Here is an 18137-nt window from a genome sequence, read left to right as displayed (position 1 = left end):
CTCCCCTCTCCCGCTTGCGGGAGAGGGGCAGGGGGTGAGGGCAGGCGGTGGCATACCGACGACCTGTACTTCGTCGACACATCGGCCCTCACCCCAACCCTCTCCCGCAAGCGGGAGAGGGAGCACACAAGCGCGCGGACTGATGCCACCGCGCTTTTCAGAACAACAAAGCTTTCCCGAACCACCACCAAATCAGGAGACCACCCTTGCAACCCTGGACCCAACTCTACACACCACTAGGCAGCCTGTGGCTGTCCTCGCTGGCGGCAGCGATCCCCATCGTGTTCTTCTTCATCGCGCTCGCGGTCTGGCGCATGAAGGGCCATGTCGCCGCGGCGGTAACGCTGCTGCTGGCGCTGGCCGTGGCGATCTTCGCCTACGGCATGCCCGCGCAGCAGGCGCTGGCCTCAGCCGGTTTCGGCTTCGCCTACGGCCTGTGGCCGATTGCGTGGATCATCGTGACCGCGGTGTTCCTCTACAAGATCGTGGTCAAGACCGGCCAGTTCGACGTGATCCGCGCCTCGGTGCTGTCGATCACCGACGACCAGCGCCTGCAGATGCTGCTGATCGGCTTTGCCTTCGGCGCCTTCCTGGAGGGTGCGGCGGGCTTCGGCGCGCCGGTGGCGATCACCGCGGCGCTGCTGGTGGGGCTGGGCTTCAACCCGCTGTACGCCGCGGGTCTGTGCCTGATCGCCAATACCGCGCCGGTCGCGTTCGGCGCGATGGGCATTCCCATCATCGTGGCCGGGCAGGTGACGGGCCTGGACCCGTTCCATATCGGCGCCATGGCCGGTCGCCAGCTGCCGCTGCTGTCGCTGCTGGTGCCGTTCTGGCTGGTGTTCATGATGGACGGCGCCAAAGGCGTGCGCGAGACCTGGCCGGCGGCGCTGGTGTGCGGCGGCAGCTTCGCCGTGACGCAGTACTTCACCTCCAACCATATCGGGCCGGAACTGCCGGACATCACCTCGGCGCTGGTGAGCCTGGTGTCGCTGGCGGCGTTCCTGAAGGTGTGGCAGCCGCGCAGCGCGTCGCAGCGCGCCGGTGGCAGCGCCGGCAACGTCAGTGGCGGCACGGTCGCGCTGGCGGGCTTTGGCGGCGGTATCGGTGGCGGTATCGGTGGCGGCATCGGCGGCGCAATGCAGAGCCGCAAGGCGTCGCCCTACACGCTGGCGCAGACGCTGCGCGCGTGGGCGCCGTTCGGCATCCTGACCGCCATCGTCACGGTGTGGAGCCTGCAGCCGTTCAAGGCGCTGTTCGCCGCCAACGGCCCGCTGGCGGGCACGGTGCTGAAGTTCAAAGTCCCGGGCCTGGACCAGCTGGTGATCAAGGCCGCGCCGATCGTGGCCACGCCCAAGGCCTATGACGCGGTGCTGAAGATCGACCTGCTCTCCGCCGTCGGCACCGCGATCCTGCTGACCGCGCTGATCTCCGCGGTGCTGCTGCGCATGAAGCCACGCGCCCTGCTGGCCACGTTCGGCGAAACGCTGGTGGAACTGGCGCGCCCGGTGCTGTCGATCGGGCTGGTGCTGGCGTTCGCCTTTGTCGCCAACTACTCCGGCATGTCGTCGACGCTGGCGCTGCTGCTGGCCGGCACGGGTGCGGCGTTCCCGTTCTTCTCGCCGTTCCTGGGCTGGCTGGGCGTGTTCCTGACCGGGTCCGACACCTCGTCGAATGCGCTGTTCTGCGCGCTGCAGAACACCACCGCTCACCAGATCGGCGTGTCCGACACGCTGATGGTCGCGGCCAACACCACCGGCGGCGTCACCGCCAAGATGATCTCGCCGCAGTCGATCGCGGTGGCCTGCGCAGCGACCGGGCTGGTGGGCAAGGAGTCGGAGCTGTTCCGCTTCACCGTGAAGCACAGCCTGCTGTTCGCGGTGATCATCGGCGTGATGACGATGGTGCAGGCGTATTGGCTGCCGGGGATGATTCCGGGGTAACGGGCAAGTCGTCGATGCCGCCGGTGTGCTCCCCTCTCCCATAAATGGGAGAGGGGAGATAACAAGCGTGGATCAGGCGTTGTCGGCAAACTCGGCGTCCAGAAACGCCTCGCCCTCTGTCAACGGCGCATACCGGTACGTCGCCGGCGTCCGGCTCAGCTTCACCGGCGCGCCCAGCCCCTGGTACCCCCCTTCCATCTCCACCACCATCTCGCGGTGCCGCGTATGCGGATGCTGCAAGGCATCGGCCACCGACAGCACCGGCGCGCACGGCACGCCGGCGGCCACCAGCGTATCCGCCAGCGCCTTGCCGTCGAGCGTGCGCATGCGTGCTTCCAGTTCGGCCTTCAGCGCCACGCGATTGACCGAACGCGCGCCGGCGGTGGCGTAGCGCTCGTCGTCGGCCAGCGCCGGCACCTGCAGGTGCTCGCACAGGATGCGGAACTGCCGGTCGTTGCCCACTGCCAGGAAGACCGGGTCGGTGGCAGTGGCGACGGTGTCGTACGGATAGATGTTGGGATGCGCATTGCCGGTGCGCTGCGGCGTCTTGCCGCTCATGAACCAGTTGGCCGCATGCGGATGCAGCAGCGACAGCCCCGAGTCATAGAGCGCGGCCTCGACGAACTGACCGCGCCCGCTGCGGGCGCGCTCCTGCAGCGCCAGCAGCACGCCGATCACGGCGTTGAGGCCGGTCACCATGTCGACCACCGGCAGGCCCACGCGCAGCGGATCGCCATCGGCCTCGCCGTTGATGCTCAGGATGCCGGACATGGCCTGGATCGCGGCATCGTAGCCGGGCAGGCCGCCCAGCGGGCCGTCGGCGCCGAAACCGGACACGCGGCAATGCACCAGCCGCGGGAAGCGCGCCGAGAGCACGTCATAGCCCAGCCCCCACTTCTCCAGCGTGCCGGTCTTGAAGTTCTCGACCAGCACGTCGGCCTCGGCCAGCAGCGCCAGCAGCACCTCGCGGTCGGGTTCCGCGGTCAAGTCCAGCCGCATCACGCGCTTGTTGCGGTTGAGGCCGAAGTAGTAGGAGGCCACGCCGTCCCTGAACGGCGGGCCCCAGGTACGGGTGTCGTCGCCCTGCGGCGGTTCGATCTTGAGCACGTCGGCGCCGTGGTCGCCCAGGATCTGGCCGCAGTACGGGCCGCCCAGGATGCGCGACAGGTCGACCACGCGGATGCCGGCAAGCGCGCCGGGATTGGCTTGGGTCATGGCTGCGATTCCCCTGGCGTCGTCAATCGAGCTGGGCGCCGGACTTCTGCACTACGGCACGCCACTTGCCCACCTCGGCCTTGACGAAGCTGCCGAGCTGCTCCGGCGTGGTCGACGGCGCGAACTCCAGGCCTTGCGCCTGCAGCGTCTTGCGCACGTCGGGCTGCTTCAGCGCCTCGGCAAAGGCGCGGTTGAGCTTGCCGACCACCTCCGCCGGCGTGCCGGCGGGCGCGACCACGCCGAAGAACACCGACACGTCAAACCCGGGCACGCCCTGCTCGGCCACCGTCGGCACGTCGGGCAGCGCCTGCGAGCGCGCCCTGGTGGTCACGCCCAGCGCGCGCACCTTGCCGCTCTTGATGAAGGGCATCGCGGTCAGCACGTCGGTAAAGGTCATGCTGACCTGCCCGCCCAGCAGGTCGTTCAGCGCCGGGCCGGTGCCCTTGTACGGGATGTGCTGGAAATCGGTGCCGGTAACGTTGTTGAACAGCACGCCCGCCAGGTGCGACGAAGCGCCATTGCCGGACGAGGCATAGGTCAGCTTGCCCGGGTGCGCCTTGCCATAGGCGATCAACTCATTGACGTTCTTCGCCGGCACCGACGGATTGACCACCAGCACGTTGGGCAGTTGGCCGATCTGGATCACCGGGGTGAAGCTCTTGACCGGGTCGTAATTGATCTTGCGGTACAGGCTGACGTTGATCGCCAGCGGCGCCGAGGTGCCGAACATCAGCGTGTAGCCGTCGGGCTCGGCGCGCGCCACCGCCTCGGCGCCGATATTGCCGCCGGCGCCGGCACGGTTCTCGACCACCACCGGCTGGCCCAGGCTGGTCTTGAGCGCGGCGGCAAGCGTGCGCGCCATGGCGTCGGTGGGGCCGCCCGGCGGATAGGTGACGATCATCATGATCGGCTTGGACGGGAAGTCCTTCTGCGCGAAGGCGGGGGCGATAAACAGCGAACACGCGGCGATGGCCGCGACGCGGTGCCAGAGTTTCATGGCGTTGTCTCCTGGTGTAGGACGTCTCCCGCGGGGGCGGGATGGGTTGAGGCGTCTTCTCGTGGTGGGGGTGCTCCCTCTCCCGCAGGCGGGAGAGGGGAGCAAACCGTGGGCTTCGGGGTGGCGGTGTCAGAACACGTTGACGTCTGCGACCGCTCCTGCTGCGCGCACCACGCCGTCAGCAGGGGGCGCCACCGTTTCGGCCAGCCATGCCGGCTCGGCGCTTGCCGCGAGCGGGTCCTGCGGCAGCACGCGGTGGCGCAGCACCAGCTGGGCCAGCCGCATGCGGCGCACCGAGCCGATGCGCCCGGCTTCCCAGGCCATCGCCACCGCGCTGGTCACGTGGTACAGCGCCGAGGCCGCCTGGCGCGCCAGCAGCTCGCCGTCGGCACCGGCCGCGGCGGCGTGCCCGGCCAGCTGCGCGGCGGCGGCGATGGCGCCTTCGAACACCGCGCGGGCGTCGGCCTGCATCGGGGTATCTGCCAGCAGCCCGGCCAGGTGCACCTGCAACACCGGCAATGCGCCCTCGCGCCGCACCGCGCGCAGCACGTCGAGCGCGACGATATTGCTGGTGCCTTCCCAGATCGAGCCCAGGTGGGCGTCGCGCACCAGGCGCGGGTCGCTCCATTCCTCGATATAGCCGCAGCCGCCGCGAATCTCCATGGCGTCGCCGGTGACCTTGCGCGCGTCGCGGCAGGCGCGGAATTTGATCAGCGGGGTCAGGATGCGCATCAGCGCGTAGGCGTCGGGCTCGCCGGCGTCGGCGCGGCGCAGCGCCTCGGCGGTCTGGAACACCATGGTGCGCGCCTGCTCGGTGGGCAGCGTCAGCTTGAGCAGCTGGCGGCGCATCAGCGGCATGTCCTGCAGGCGCTTGCCGAAGGCCTGGCGCTCGCGCGCGATGAACAGGCCCTCGGTCAGCGCGCGGCGCATCAGCCCGGCGGCGCGCACGCCGTTGGACAGGCGCGAGTTGTTGATCATGTCGGCCATCTGCACGAAGCCGCGGCCGGGCTCGCCGACCAGGTACGCGTGCGCGCCTTCCAGACGGATCTCGCCGCTGGCCATCGAGCGCGTGCCCAGCTTGTCCTTGAGCCGGATGATGCGGTAGTGGTTGGCGCTGCCGTCTTCCAGCTTGCGCGGCAGCAGGAACAGCGACACGCCCTTGTGGCCGGGCACGGCGTTGCCGGCCTCGTCTTCCACGCGCGCCAGCACCATCGCCAGCGCGGCATCGGGGTTGGAGCAGAACCACTTGTCGCCATGCAGGCGCCAGCCGCCTTCGGCCGAGGCATCGCGCACCGCGCGGGTGGCGGTGGCGGCCACGTCGGAGCCGGCGCCCTGCTCGGTCATGAACATCGCGCCCTGGTACAGGTCGTCAAAGACCTGGGTGGTCAGGTTGGGCAGGAAGCGCTCGACCAGCGCCGGGTCGCCGAACTTGCGCAGCGTGCGCGTCAGCGAATCGGTCATCGACAGCGGGCAGCACAGGCCGAACTCCGCCTGCACGAACAGGTACGTGAGCGCATACTTGGCCGCCGGCGGCATGGGCTTGTCCCAGCCCAGCACGCCGCCGCGGTGCGACGCCGCGGCCAGACCGAATTCAGCAAAGGCCACGCGCTCCATCTCGACATAGGCGGGGTGCTTGTCGATGCGCTGCGCGTCGACGCCGGCGCGGGTGCGGTAAGTCAGCTCGGGCGGGTTGCGGTCGGCCACGCCGGCCAGCTCGTCGAGCACGCCGCCGGCCAGCGCGCCCATCCGTTCGAGGTGCGGGAACAGGTGGTTGAACAGGTCGGGCGGCAGGTACAGCGGCAGCAGCGCGCGCAGGTCCGGGTCGGCGGCGAGCAGGCTGCCGCCCTGGCGGTCCGGCACCGGGTGTACCGCAACCGCAGCGGGCGCGGCCTGGTGTTGCTGAGGGATGTCGCGCACGGCGCTGGATGGCATGGCTGGTCTCCTGGTATGGGCGGGTGCCGGCTAGCGGCCCCTTTGGCCTCCATTATTCAAACCCCAAGGATTTGCGTCTAATTCTAAAATTGGCTTGATCCATATAAATTCTGTATCGCCATGGAATTCCGCCACCTGCGTTACTTCCTCGTATTGGCCGAGGAACTGCACTACGGCCGCGCCGCGCGCCGGCTGGCCATTTCCCAGCCGCCGCTGTCGCTCAATATCCAGCAGCTCGAGGCCTCGGTCGGGGCGCGGCTGTTCGACCGCGACAGCCGCGGCGTGCGGCTGACCGCGGCCGGGCGGGCCTTCCGCGAGTCGGCCACGGCGCTGCTGGCGCAGGCCGAGGCGGCGCGGGTGCTGGCACGCGAGATCGAGGCCGGGGCGGTCGGGCGCCTGCGCGTGGGCTTTGTCGGCTCGATGCTGTACCGCGGGCTGCCGCAGACGCTGCGCGAGTTCGAGGCGGCCTATCCCGGCATCCACGTGGCGCTGACCGAGCTGAATTCGCAGGAACAGATCGACGCGCTGCTGCATGACGAGCTCGACGCCGCCTTCATCCACACCGGCCGGGTGCCGGACACGCTGCAGGCCACGCTGGTGCACTCCGAACCATTCGTCTGCTGCCTGCCCGCCGACCATGCGCTGGCCGCGCTGGCGGAGTTGCCGCTGACATCGCTGCGCGGCGAGCCGTTCGTGCTGTTCTCGCGCAAGGCCTCGCCGGACTATTACAGCCGGATCTTCGACATGTGCGCCGCGCAAGGATTCTTCCCGCAGATCCGGCACGAGGTGCGGCACTGGCTGTCGGTGGTGTCACTGGTGTCGCAGGGCATGGGCGTGGCCGTGGTGCCGGCGGCGCTGGCGCGCTCCGGCATGGCCGGCGCGGCGTTCCGGCCGCTGGGGGAGGCGGCGGTGCGCTCGGAGGTCTATTGCGCCTGGAAGACGGCACCGGACCATCCGGCGCGCGACCATTTCGTCGCCATGGTGGCGGGCAAGGCGGCGCAGCCCCAGCCCGGCCATAAAGGCGGGCATAAAGAAAAAGCCACCGGTCCAGGGACCGATGGCTTGTGAAGTACGCGTGGAACGGGGTGTTCAGCGTGCTGTGAGCTTAACGCCGCTGGCTTACGGCAGCCATAACGCAAATGCAGTAATTGCGCGCGATGACAGGAATCGCGCGGATTCGTGTCTCATTGCCGAACCGCGGTTCTTGCATCGCTTGAATAACGGGCACGTCGGGCCGTATTGCCACCGCCTGCGCGCTCAGCCATTCATCCCCTTAGCGGTTATCATTCGCCTCCTGCCGTGCCCGCCGCGGCAAGGCTGGCGTGCCCGCCCTTTGAGGGGGCAACGTAAAGCCTCATTTGCGATACAATGAAAACGATTTTCATTTACACACCCCGGCGCGGTCGCACCGACCGCTTGGCGGCAGGCCGCGCCACGGACTGGAAGCATGATGCGGTTGTCTGAACTTCCACGGCGCACGCCCGCCGTAGTGCAATCGGTGGACGACGCCACCCCAGGGGATCCGGTTGCGCGACGCCTGCGCGAACTGGGCTTCGTCGCCGGCGAAGCCGTGCAGGTCATCGCCTACGGGCCGTTCGGCATGGACCCGCTGGTGGCGCAGGTAGGTTTCACGCGCTTTGCGCTGCGACGCTCGGAGGCGGCGCGCATCGGCGTGGAAATCGCCAGCGCCTCCGTCACCCGCATCGCCCCCGCCGCGCAGGGCGACGAGACTGCCCAACCGTCCGCCAAGCGGACCGCCTGAGCCCTCCCCGGATTATGTCTGCAGCTGCTTCCCCTTCTGCCCTGCGCATTGCGCTGGTCGGCAATCCCAATTGCGGCAAGACCGCACTGTTCAACCGCCTGACCGGCAGCCGCCAGAAGGTGGCCAACTACGCCGGCGTCACCGTCGAGCGCAAGGAAGGCTACTTCGTGTCGCCGGCCGGCCGCCAGGTGCGCATCCTGGACCTGCCCGGCGCCTACAGCCTGCATGCGGCCAGCCTCGATGAAGCCATCACGCGCGATGTCTGCCTGGGCCAGCGCGCCGGCGAAGCGCGCCCGGACCTGCTGGTGTCGGTGGTCGACGCCACCAACCTGCGCCTGCACCTGCGCTTCGTGCTGGAGCTGCGCCAGCTGGGGCTGCCGATGGTGGTGGTGCTCAATATGAGCGACGCGGCCGCGCGCCGCGGCATCCAGATCGACCGCGACAAGCTGTCGGCCGCGCTCGGCGTGCCGGTGGTCAGCACCGTGGCGGTCCGGCGCGACGGCGCCGCGGCGCTGGTGAGCCTGCTCGATGCCACGCTGCCGCCCGCCCCGCAGCCCGGAGCGGAATCCGGCACCGACTTCGACGTGCATGCCGAAGTCAACCGCCTGCTGGCCGCCGCGGTGAGCATGCCGGCGCGCACCGCCGCGCTGGACGACCGCCTCGACCGCATCGTGCTGCATCCGGTGTTCGGCCTGCTGCTGCTGGCGGTGCTGCTGTTCCTGATGTTCCAGGCGGTGTTCTCGTGGGCCGAGCCGCTGATGGACGGCATCGAGGGCGGCGTGCACTGGGCCGGCGAGATGCTGGGCGCCTGGCTGCCCGACGGCATGCTCAAGAGCCTGCTGGTCGACGGCCTGGTCGCCGGGCTGGGCAGCGTGGTGGTGTTCCTGCCGCAGATCCTGATCCTGTTTCTGTTCATCCTGACGCTGGAGGAATCCGGCTACCTGCCACGCGCGGCGTTCCTGCTTGACCGCCTGATGATGGGTGCAGGGTTGTCGGGGCGCTCGTTCATCCCGCTGCTGTCGAGCTTTGCCTGCGCCATCCCCGGCATCATGGCGACGCGCACCATCCAGGACCCGCGCGACCGGCTCACCACCATCCTGGTGGCGCCGCTGATGACCTGTTCGGCACGGCTGCCGGTCTATGCGCTGCTGATCGGCGCCTTTATCCCCGAGCGCACCGTGATGGGCCTGTTCAACCTGCAGGGGCTGGTGCTGTTCGCGCTGTACGTGGCCGGCATCGTCAGCGCGCTGGTGGTGGCCTATGCGCTCAAGTTCCTGCGCCGCGACCGCACCGACCATCCGCTGCTGATGGAGCTGCCGTCGTACCGTATCCCGAACCCGCGCGACATCGCCATCGGCCTGTGGGAGCGTGCCCGCATCTTCCTGTCGCGCGTGGGCAAGGTGATCCTGGCGCTGACGGTGCTGCTGTGGTTCCTGTCGACCTTCCCGTCCGCGCCCGAGGGCGCGACCGCGCCGGCGATCGACTACAGCTTTGCCGGCATGATCGGCCACGCGCTGCAGAAGGTGTTCGCGCCGGTGGGCTTCAACTGGCAGATCTGCATTGCGCTGGTGCCGGGCCTGGCCGCGCGCGAAGTCGCGGTGGGCGCGCTGGCCACCGTCTACGCGCTGTCGGGCAGCGAAGAGACCGTGGCCACGCAGCTGGCACCGATGATCGCCGCTCAATGGTCGCTGGCCACCGCGCTGTCGCTGCTGGCGTGGTTCGTGTTCGCGCCGCAGTGCATCTCCACGCTGGCGGTGATCCGGCGCGAGACCGACTCATGGAAAGTGATGGCGCTGTCGGCCGCCTACCTGACCGGGCTGGCCTACCTGGCCGCGTTCGTGACCTATCGCGTCGCGCTGATGTTCAGCTGAGGCCAGCCGCCGCCATGAGCCTCTACCACGTCATCGAAACCCTGCTGGTCCCGCTGATCGTGCTGGCGTGCGCGGTGTCGGTGGTCGCGCGCTATGCGCCGCGCACGCGCGAGCGCGTCAAGGCGGCGCTGGCGGCGCGCCTGGGCGGCCCCGCCGCCGCCGGCTGGTGCGGCCGCCTGGCACGCTGGCTGGCCCCGCAGGCCGCCGCCGGCTGCGCCAGCGGCTGCGACGACGGCGGCTGCAATACCTGCGGCTCCAATAGCAGCACTCCCAACAGCCAGGACAAGCCTGCCGAGCAGGTGGTGCGCTTCGTCCGCAAGCGCTGAAGCGCGCTTTTTCCTCCCTTATCCTCCACGCAGAAACGGGTACGCCCGCTGCTGCCGCATGGTCGCGGCAAGCGGCGGAGGGGATGCGGGCGGGCGTCTTTGCAGCCGGCTGCGCGGGCTTTACCGTGGTCAATCCGGCCCTTCGCAAGGCTTGCGCTCATGCACGCAGAATTGGGTACGCTTTGCGTGCTCGTCTGCCGGGCAGCCACGCAGAAACGGGTACGCTCCACCAGTTATCCCTGCCGCTTGTGTACTCCCTCTCCCGCTTGCGGGAGAGGGTTGGGGTGAGGGCCCGGCGTCGCAACGAAGTCAACGCGTTGGCATAACGAAGTCCCGCCCTCACCCCCGCCCCTCTCCCGCAAGCGGGAGAGGGGAGCAAACCGGCAGCCTTTCTGTTGCCCTCAATAGCAAAAACGCCCTCCACCGGAGGGCGTCTCGCCAGTTGCGGGATACCGGCGCTTACCTGACCGTCCCGTAGAAGACCAGCTTCAGCGGCGTATTGTCGGCGACCGCGGTGCAGGTCGCGGTGATGGTGAAGTCGCCGGGTCCGGTGCCGCTGGCGCGCACCTGGTTGGGCAGCATCACCATGCTCGGGCTCAGCGACACCGGTCCGGTGCTGGACCATGCCCAGTCCTTGCACGCGGTGAACTGCGCATCTTCACCGAGATGCTTCATGCGCGCGGTCACCTCGATCGGCATCGGCGCGAGCAGCAGCAGCGTGATCGGATCCTGATTGTCGCCCACCAGTGCCCATAGGGGGTTCTCGGTCACAGTCAGGGTGGCGCTGCGGCGCTCGCCCAGCTTGCTGCTGACCGCGGTCACCGTCAGGCTGCCCTGCACCGGACCGGTGTCGCCGGCCAGGCTGGTGCGCACCGTGGCGTCATGCGTACCCGCGGCTTCCGTTGCCGACAGCGTCGCCGAGCTTGCCGTATAGCTCCAGCTGCCGTCGAAATCCGCGGTCACGTCCTGGCCGTCGTGGCGCAGCACGCGCGCGCTGAAGGTGTCGGGACGATTGCTGAACACCTGCAGCGCGTTGACCTCGCGCCCGCCCTTGGTGGTCACCACGCGATAGGCCGCGGCGCCGTTCTTCTGCACCGTCACCGCGATGACGCCGGCGAGGGCATGACCGTCAGGCGCGGTCACCGACACCGCGACACTGGCCGTGGCCGCGGTCGTGGGCGAGCCGTTGCTGGCCTTCAGCGTGGCACTGTTCTGGCTGGCCGTGACCTGGACCGCGGTGCCGCTGCTGGACCAGGCCCAGTTGGCGACGCTGGCCGACACATCGCTGCCGTTGCTGTCGAGCAGCGTCACCTTGACCGGCAGCTCCTGGCCGTCGCTCATCGACAGGCTGGTGGCGGGCATCGACAGGGTGTAGCTCAGCGCCGATGCCGGCACCACGGTGATGGTGGCCGATTGCGGGGGCAGTTGCACGGTGGTGTTATCGGTGCCCCGGACCGTGGCCACCACCTGCACGGTGGTGGTGCCCGGCGCAACGCCCCTGACCACGGCGTTGCCCGGCGTGCCGGCGCCCGGCGTCACGGTGGCGACGGCGCTGTCGGTGCTGGTCCAGTCAAAGGTGGTGTTGCCCGATACGTCGACGCCGTTGCTGTCCACGGCCAGCGCGCTGATGGTCAGCGTGCGGCCGACACCGACTTCGCCCGAGGTCACGCTCATCTTCGCGGTATAGGTCAGCGGCGTGGTGGTGCCGCCCGATGCCGGCGCGGCGGGCGCGCTGCTGCCACCACCGCCGCCGCCGCATGCCGCCAGCAACAGGGCCGCGGCCGAACCCGCCAGCCAGGATGTCCACATTCTCAGTCTCATGATGTTCCCCCCAGTCGTGTTTTTCCCGCGCTATCAGCCTAGGCACAAAGTGGCCCCCGCAATACCAGCCAGAGGACTGAGGTGCAGCGCACAGAACATCGCCGCGAGTCATCCATTCAGCGCAGTACATCGCCATTCGGCCGAGGAAAACCGCGGCCGAATGGCGCGCACTGCGGCGGCCTCCCAACCGTTTGGCGCAACCCATTCCGGCCGTCGACGAATCGCGTCACCACGGATTGGCGCGCACGATGGCACGCGCGCCATGCTTGACCAGGTCGGGACTTGTCGACTAACCTTGCCCGTTCCTATGGACCTGCGCTGCATGCGCACCCACGCGGAGCGGCCCGCGGCCCCTCCCACTCCAGCCACGATGATCCATAACACCAGCACTCCCTGCCAGGTTGCCGATGCGTCCCGCATCGCTGCCCGCGCGCGCGTGCTGGCTGCCCTGGCATCGGGCCGCGCCCTGCGCGCTTCCTCGCTACTGCTAAGCCTACCGATCGGTTGCCGGGCCTAGGGCCCCGTGGCAGTTCGGCAGCCTTGCGCCACCCTTTTCCCGTTTTTCGATTTTTCATCTTCCCTTGCGAGGAAGGAGACCCCGTATGCTCGTCAATCCCGCCACCAAGTACCGCCCCGCCGCCACCGTCGACCTTGCTGACCGCACCTGGCCCGGCCGCACCATCACGCGCGCGCCGCGCTGGATGAGCACCGACCTGCGCGACGGCAACCAGGCCCTGATCGAGCCGATGAACCCGGCGCGCAAGCTGCGCTTGTTCGAACAGCTGGTGAAGATCGGCCTGAAGGAAATCGAAGTGGCGTTCCCCGCCGCATCGCAGACCGACTTCGATTTCGTACGCATGCTGATCGAGGAGCAGCGCATCCCTGACGACGTCACCATCGTCGTGCTGACGCAGTCGCGCGAAGACCTGATCCGCCGCACCGTCGAATCCGTGCGTGGCGCGGCACGCGCCATCGTGCACCTGTACAACCCGATCGCACCGGCCTGGCGGCGCATCGTCTTCAATGCCTCGCGCGACGAGATCAAGGAAGTCGCGGTATCGGGCACGCGCCTGATCAAGGCGCTGACCGATGCCATGCCCGAGACCGCGTGGACCTACGAGTATTCGCCCGAGACCTTCAGCCTGGCCGAGCTCGATTTCTCGCTGGAAGTCAGCGACGCGGTGTCGGCCGCGTGGCAGGCCGGCCCGGGCCGCCCGATGATCCTGAACCTGCCGACCACGGTGGAATGCAGCACGCCCAACGTGTTCGCCGACCAGATCGAATGGATGCACCGCCGCCTCGCGCGGCGCGAGCATATTGCGCTGTCCGTGCACCCGCACAACGACCGCGGCACCGCGGTGGCGGCGGCGGAGCTGGCTTTGATGGCGGGCGCTGACCGCGTCGAGGGCTGCCTGTTCGGCAACGGCGAGCGCACCGGCAACGTCGACCTGGTGACGCTGGCGCTGAACCTCTACACGCAGGGCATGGCCCCGCAGCTCGACTTCTCCGACATCGATGCGGTGCGCCAGTGCGTCGAGCACTGCAACCAGCTGCCGGTCCATCCGCGCCATCCGTACGTAGGCGACCTGGTGTTCACCGCGTTCTCCGGCTCGCACCAGGATGCGATCCGCAAGGGCTTTGCGCAGCAGCAGCCGGACGCGATCTGGGAAGTGCCTTACCTGCCGATCGATCCGGCCGACCTGGGCCGCAGCTACGACGCGGTGATCCGCGTCAACAGCCAGTCGGGCAAGGGCGGCATGGCCTACCTGCTGGAACAGGTGCATGGCCTCTACCTGCCGCGCCGCCTGCAGATCGAGTTCAGCCGCGCGGTGCAGGCCATGACCGACGGCACCGGGCTGGAGGCAAGCGCGGACGACCTTTATCGCCTGTTCCAGCGCGAGTACCTGGCGCGCGAGGCGCCGCTGCGCTATGTCTCGCACCAGCTGGCAAGCGACAGTACCGGCGCCACCGTGATCACGGTGCAGCTGGAGCGCGACGGCCAGCCCTGCAGCGTGCGCGGCAGCGGCAACGGCCCCATCGACGCCTTCATCGATGCGCTGGACTTGCCGGTACGCGTGATGGACTACCACGAGCATGCGATGACCGCCGGCGCCGATGCGCGCGCAGCGTGCTACGTCGAAGTCCGCGTGGGCGATTCGCCGACCGGGTTCGGCGCTGGCCTCGACGCCAACCTCGTCACGGCTTCGTTGCGTGCGGTGCTGTCGGGCGTGAACCGGCAGCTGCAGGCGGGCTTTGCTGCCGGCGCTTACTCCACGGCCAGCGCCGCCGCAGCCTGATGCGCGACGTGTAGCGTTTCGCAAGAAAACCGGTGTGCCCCGCCCCCACGGGGCACACCCGGAAAGACGCCCTTGCGGACGCCCACGACATGCCTGGTGCGGATCCGGACACGCGTTGCGCGCGCTCGGATCTTTCGCACAGCGTAAGCGGCAGCATCGGGCCGCGCTACGAATCATTTCGCATGTGGTTAGAAGCGAAGTCCGAGGCCGCGTCGGGCGTGGCGGCGCTGTAGCGCGATCGCGACGCCGCGCGCGCCATTTGGTTCCGCTTGTTTTGTGTCAAGGCCCCCGTCGGCACGCTCGGCCACACTGGGCGCGGCTTCGATAACAAACCAAGCAGACCTCATGAAAACACTGTCTCTTCGCACCGCCACCTGTTCGGCCATCGCCGCCTGCGCCATGCTCGGCGCCTTCGCCACGCCCGCGGCCGCCGCGGACGACGCCCAGGGCAACTGGATGGTGCGGCTGCGCGGCACCTACCTCGACATGGCCCACAGCTCCGATCCCGTTGGCGGCGTCGGCCGTTCAGACCGCATCACGGTCAACAACAAGTGGATTCCCGAACTCGACGTCACCTACTTCTTCACGCCGAACTTTGCAGCCGAACTGGTGCTGACGGTGCCGCAGAAGCAGAACGTCTACCTCGACGGCAACAAGATCGGCACCTTCAAGCACCTGCCGCCGACGCTGCTGATGCAGTACCACCTCATTCCCAACGGCACCTTCCGCCCGTATATCGGCGCGGGCCTGAACTTCACCCGCATCTGGGACGAGAACCTCGCCAACAATTCGTTGCAGCTGGATAGCTGGAGCGTGGGCCCGGCGCTGCAGATCGGCATGGACTACAAGCTGACCCGGAACTGGTTCCTGAACGCGGACATCAAGAAGATCTGGCTGAAGAGCGACGTGAAGGCGGGGGACGCCAAGGTCTCCAAGGTTAGCCTGGATCCGTGGCTGTTCAGCGTTGGGGTGGGGTATCGGTTCTGATCCTGCCGTACGAAAAAAAGGCCGGCGCCCCTGTGGCGCCGGCCTTTTGCATTCCGCGAGAAGGCGCAGGGGACCGTTACCTGAACGCGGGCTCGTCGAAGCTGCGCAGCTTGCGCGAATGCAGCTGTTCGACGCCGTTCTCGCGCAGGATGCGGATCGCTTCCAGGCCGATGGTCATGTGCTGGCTGACGCGCTGGCGATAGAACGCGTTGGCCATGCCGCGCAGCTTGAGTTCGCCATGCAGCGGCTTGTCCGATACGCACAGCAGGGTGCCATACGGCACGCGCAACCGGAAGCCATTGGCGGCCACCGCCGCGCTTTCCATGTCGATGGCGATCGCGCGCGACTGGTTGAAGCGTGCGTACAGCGACTTGGACTTCAGTTCCCAGTTGCGGTCGTCGGTCGATACCACCGTGCCGGTGCGCATGCGCGTCTTCATCTCGTTACCGGACAGGCCGGTCACGCGCGCCACGGCTTCCTGCAGCGCCACCTGGATCTCGGCGATCGGCGGCACCGGCACCCACGGTGGCAGGTCGTGGTCGAGCACGTGGTCGTCGCGCACATAGGCGTGCGCCAGCACGTAATCGCCGAGCTGCTGCGAGCGGCGCAGGCCGCCGCAGTGTCCCACCATCAGCCAGCAGTGCGGGCGCAGCACGGCGAGGTGGTCGGTCATGGTCTTGGCGTTGGACGGCCCCACGCCGATATTGACCAGCGTGACGCCCAGCTTGTCGCCGCGCACCAGGTGGTAGGCCGGCATCTGCGGCAGCACGCGCGGGCGCGTGGCGTCGTCGGGTTCGGCCGCGCCCAGGTCCTGCACCACGTCGCCGGGCTCGACGAAGCGCGTGTAGCCGCCGCCGTCGCCATCGCCGTTGCCATTCCCCATCAGCGCGCGCCCCAGCGCGACGAATTCATCGACATAGCGCTGGTAGTTGGTGAACAGCACGAAGCGCTGGAAGTGCTGCGGCGCCGTGCCGGTGTAGTGGTACAGCCGCTGCAGCGCCAGGTCCACGCGCTCGGCGGGGAACAGCGACAGCGGCCAGGCTTCGCCGGGTACCGGCTCATAGGTGCCGTTGGCAATGCCGTCGTCGATGCGGTTCAGCTCCGGCAGCACGAACGACGCTTCCAGCTCGCGCGCCTGGGTATAGCTGATGTCGGTGGTCGAGGCCTCGATCACGAACGGCAGCGGGATCGGGCGCCGGCTCAGGCCCACCACCACCGGCACGCGGTGATAGCGCATCAGCCGCTCGATCTGGTCGCGGTAGTAGTCGGCCAGCAGGTCGGGGCGCGTCACCGTGGTGCCGTATACGCCGGGGTAGGCCACCGTGCCCCAGGAGGGGCGGCTGTCGGTGACCATGGTCTCGATGTTGACCGAGATGCCCAGGTACGGATAGCAGGCATGCGCGGCCGAGGGCAACGGCTTGCCGTCGGCAAAGGCATCGAAGCGCGCGCGCACGGCGCCGACCGATGCATCGTAGATCTCGCGGATGCGGGCGACCGCCGCATCCGCGTCGGTGAACTCGGCAAGCTGGTCGGCCGGATGCGCGGAGGAAAAGACGGGGGCGTTCATGGAGGGCATGATACCGCGCCGGCGCGCTGGCGTGAGCAGCGCCCCACCCCGCCAGAAGCCAAATTGACGCGCCCGCGCACGCTCGCTACACTCCGCCAATTGCGCAGCACGGCTTGCCGTGCCGTTCTCGACTCGCGGCGCCCCTGGTGGCAAGGGGCGGCGAGGGGCCGTACACGTTTTGCTGGGAGAGCCGCCAATGGAAATCCGTAACCTGTTGCCCGACGACCTCGAGGCAGCCAGACAACTACTGATCGCCAATGGCTGGGCTCACCGGGTGGGCGGCCCCGAAAAATTCGCGCGCCTGGTGGCCAACTCGCAGCGCGTGGCCGTGGCGGTCGAGAAAGGCGAGGTAGTCGGCTTTGCCCGCGCGCTGTGCGACGACGTCTGCGACGGCTTCCTGTCGATGGTGGTGGTGGCGCCCGGCCACCGCCGGCACGGCATCGGCCGCGCCCTGGTGCGGCATATCGTCGGCAGCGATCCCGATATCAGCTGGATGCTGCGCGCGGCACGCTCGTCCGAAGCCGCCTTTTTCGGCCAACTCGGCTTTACGCCGTCGATGGTCGCGATGGAGCGGCGCCGGCCCTGAGCCGATCCGCTCCCGCACCGACTCGGACGCAACGTCAGCGTCCGCCCATCTTGCGCCGGAACTCCTCGGCCGTCCCCACCTGCCGGAACAGCGGCCCGCCCGGTGCAAAGCGGTCGGCACTGGCCAGCGGCCCCACCACCACCGGTTCGAATCCCGCATCGCGCACCAACTGCGCGGCCACCTGCAGCGCGGTCGGGTCGTCGCCCGCGATCGGCACCGCCACCAGCGCGCCGGGCCGGTGATGCTCGCTGGCAAACTGCGCCGCGCCCATGAAGTTGAAGGCCCGCACCACGCGTGCGCCACGCAGGTAGCGCGCGGTGGTGAGGCCGATGCCGTCGCGCCGGGCCTCGTCGGCGATCGGGCCGTCGCGGTGTGCGTAGGCGTTGGTGGCATCGAGCACGATCTTGCCTTGCCAGGCGCCGGCATGGTCACGAGCGAGTTGAGGCAGCGCGCCATAAGGCGTGGCCAGGAACAGCACGTCCGAGAACGCAATGGCCTCGGCCACGGTGCCGGCGCGCGCGAGCGTACCCAATTCTTCGACCAGCGGCTTGAGCGCCTCGGGGTGCCGCGACGAGAACAGCACCGGATGCCCGGCCTTGACCCACAAGCCGCCGACGGTGCCGCCGATGCGGCCCGAGCCGATCACGCCGATGCGCTGCGCCGCTGCCTCGCGGGCCGGCGCCGGGCCGGGCTGGGCGCGCACGGCGCGCGGCAGTGGCGCGACCAGCAGCAGCGCCGCGGCGCCGGCGCGCAGCCAGCGGCGGCGGGTCACATTGGCAGGCATGGCAAGTCCTCCGGCAGGCGGGGCCACCGCCCGGTACGCGTGGTGGCCCCTG

General features: G+C 68.9%; 14 protein-coding genes. 8 read left to right on the top strand and 6 right to left on the bottom strand.

Annotated elements, in window-relative coordinates; all coding sequences use genetic code 11:
* Nucleotides 1-206: 206 nt before the first annotated feature.
* Complete coding sequence (locus ACEI37_RS06290; RefSeq protein WP_373375919.1) at nt 207-1940, top strand: lactate permease LctP family transporter; 1734 nt, start codon at nt 207-209, stop codon at nt 1938-1940.
* 72 nt (nt 1941-2012) lie between these two features.
* Here the strand turns inward: ACEI37_RS06290 and ACEI37_RS06285 are convergent, their stop codons facing one another.
* The 3 genes from ACEI37_RS06285 to ACEI37_RS06275 form a co-directional block, all read right to left on the bottom strand.
* The gene (locus ACEI37_RS06285) at nt 2013-3155 is read right to left on the bottom strand and encodes a CaiB/BaiF CoA transferase family protein (protein ID WP_373375918.1); all 1143 of its coding nucleotides are present in this window, start codon (nt 3153-3155) and stop codon (nt 2013-2015) included.
* A 22-nt stretch (nt 3156-3177) separates the two neighbouring features.
* Nucleotides 3178-4152 carry a Bug family tripartite tricarboxylate transporter substrate binding protein gene (locus ACEI37_RS06280; protein WP_373375917.1) on the bottom strand — a complete coding sequence of 325 codons (975 nt, stop codon included), beginning with the start codon at nt 4150-4152 and terminating at the stop codon, nt 3178-3180.
* A gap of 129 nt (nt 4153-4281) precedes the next feature.
* A complete protein-coding gene (locus ACEI37_RS06275) occupies nt 4282-6084 on the bottom strand; it encodes an acyl-CoA dehydrogenase family protein (RefSeq protein ID WP_373375916.1) in 1803 nt (600 codons plus the stop codon).
* A 120-nt stretch (nt 6085-6204) separates the two neighbouring features.
* Here ACEI37_RS06275 and ACEI37_RS06270 point away from each other — a divergent pair, with 120 nt between their 5' ends.
* The 4 genes from ACEI37_RS06270 (at nt 6205) to ACEI37_RS06255 (ending at nt 10043) form a co-directional block, all read left to right on the top strand.
* Nucleotides 6205-7152 carry a LysR substrate-binding domain-containing protein gene (locus ACEI37_RS06270; RefSeq protein ID WP_373375915.1) on the top strand — a complete coding sequence of 316 codons (948 nt, stop codon included), beginning with the start codon at nt 6205-6207 and terminating at the stop codon, nt 7150-7152.
* A 382-nt stretch (nt 7153-7534) separates the two neighbouring features.
* Nucleotides 7535-7846 (top strand): ferrous iron transport protein A, encoded by a 312-nt coding sequence (locus ACEI37_RS06265; protein WP_373377724.1) that lies wholly within the window; start codon nt 7535-7537, stop codon nt 7844-7846.
* Nucleotides 7847-7860: 14 nt separating this feature from the next.
* Entirely contained in the window at nt 7861-9717 is a 1857-nt protein-coding gene (gene feoB / locus ACEI37_RS06260; RefSeq protein ID WP_373375914.1) for a ferrous iron transport protein B, read from the top strand.
* 14 nt (nt 9718-9731) lie between these two features.
* Nucleotides 9732-10043 carry a DUF6587 family protein gene (locus tag ACEI37_RS06255; protein WP_373375913.1) on the top strand — a complete coding sequence of 104 codons (312 nt, stop codon included), beginning with the start codon at nt 9732-9734 and terminating at the stop codon, nt 10041-10043.
* A 459-nt stretch (nt 10044-10502) separates the two neighbouring features.
* On the opposite strand, the gene ACEI37_RS06250 is transcribed toward ACEI37_RS06255, so the two are convergent.
* Complete coding sequence (locus ACEI37_RS06250; RefSeq protein ID WP_373375912.1) at nt 10503-11852, bottom strand: hypothetical protein; 1350 nt, start codon at nt 11850-11852, stop codon at nt 10503-10505.
* A 614-nt stretch (nt 11853-12466) separates the two neighbouring features.
* Here ACEI37_RS06250 and leuA point away from each other — a divergent pair.
* Together leuA and ACEI37_RS06240 are read left to right on the top strand one after the other, a co-directional pair.
* The gene (leuA, locus tag ACEI37_RS06245; protein WP_373375911.1) at nt 12467-14161 is read left to right on the top strand and encodes a 2-isopropylmalate synthase; all 1695 of its coding nucleotides are present in this window, start codon (nt 12467-12469) and stop codon (nt 14159-14161) included.
* A gap of 345 nt (nt 14162-14506) precedes the next feature.
* A complete protein-coding gene (locus ACEI37_RS06240) occupies nt 14507-15148 on the top strand; it encodes an OmpW family protein (RefSeq protein WP_373375910.1) in 642 nt (213 codons plus the stop codon).
* A gap of 76 nt (nt 15149-15224) precedes the next feature.
* Here ACEI37_RS06240 and ACEI37_RS06235 read toward each other — a convergent pair whose 3' ends face one another.
* Nucleotides 15225-16724, bottom strand: coding sequence for an AMP nucleosidase (locus ACEI37_RS06235; protein ID WP_373375909.1), 1500 nt, complete (start codon nt 16722-16724; stop codon nt 15225-15227).
* A gap of 187 nt (nt 16725-16911) precedes the next feature.
* Here ACEI37_RS06235 and ACEI37_RS06230 point away from each other — a divergent pair, with 187 nt between their 5' ends.
* Complete coding sequence (locus ACEI37_RS06230) at nt 16912-17301, top strand: GNAT family N-acetyltransferase (RefSeq protein WP_012354928.1); 390 nt, start codon at nt 16912-16914, stop codon at nt 17299-17301.
* Between the two features lie 34 nt (nt 17302-17335).
* Here the strand turns inward: ACEI37_RS06230 and ACEI37_RS06225 are convergent, their stop codons facing one another.
* Nucleotides 17336-18085 carry an NADPH-dependent F420 reductase gene (locus tag ACEI37_RS06225; RefSeq protein WP_373375908.1) on the bottom strand — a complete coding sequence of 250 codons (750 nt, stop codon included), beginning with the start codon at nt 18083-18085 and terminating at the stop codon, nt 17336-17338.
* Nucleotides 18086-18137 lie beyond the last annotated feature (52 nt).

This window comes from Cupriavidus nantongensis (assembly GCF_041726985.1).
Lineage (GTDB): Bacteria > Pseudomonadota > Gammaproteobacteria > Burkholderiales > Burkholderiaceae > Cupriavidus > Cupriavidus nantongensis_A.
This window is presented reverse-complemented; position numbering and strand designations above follow the sequence as displayed.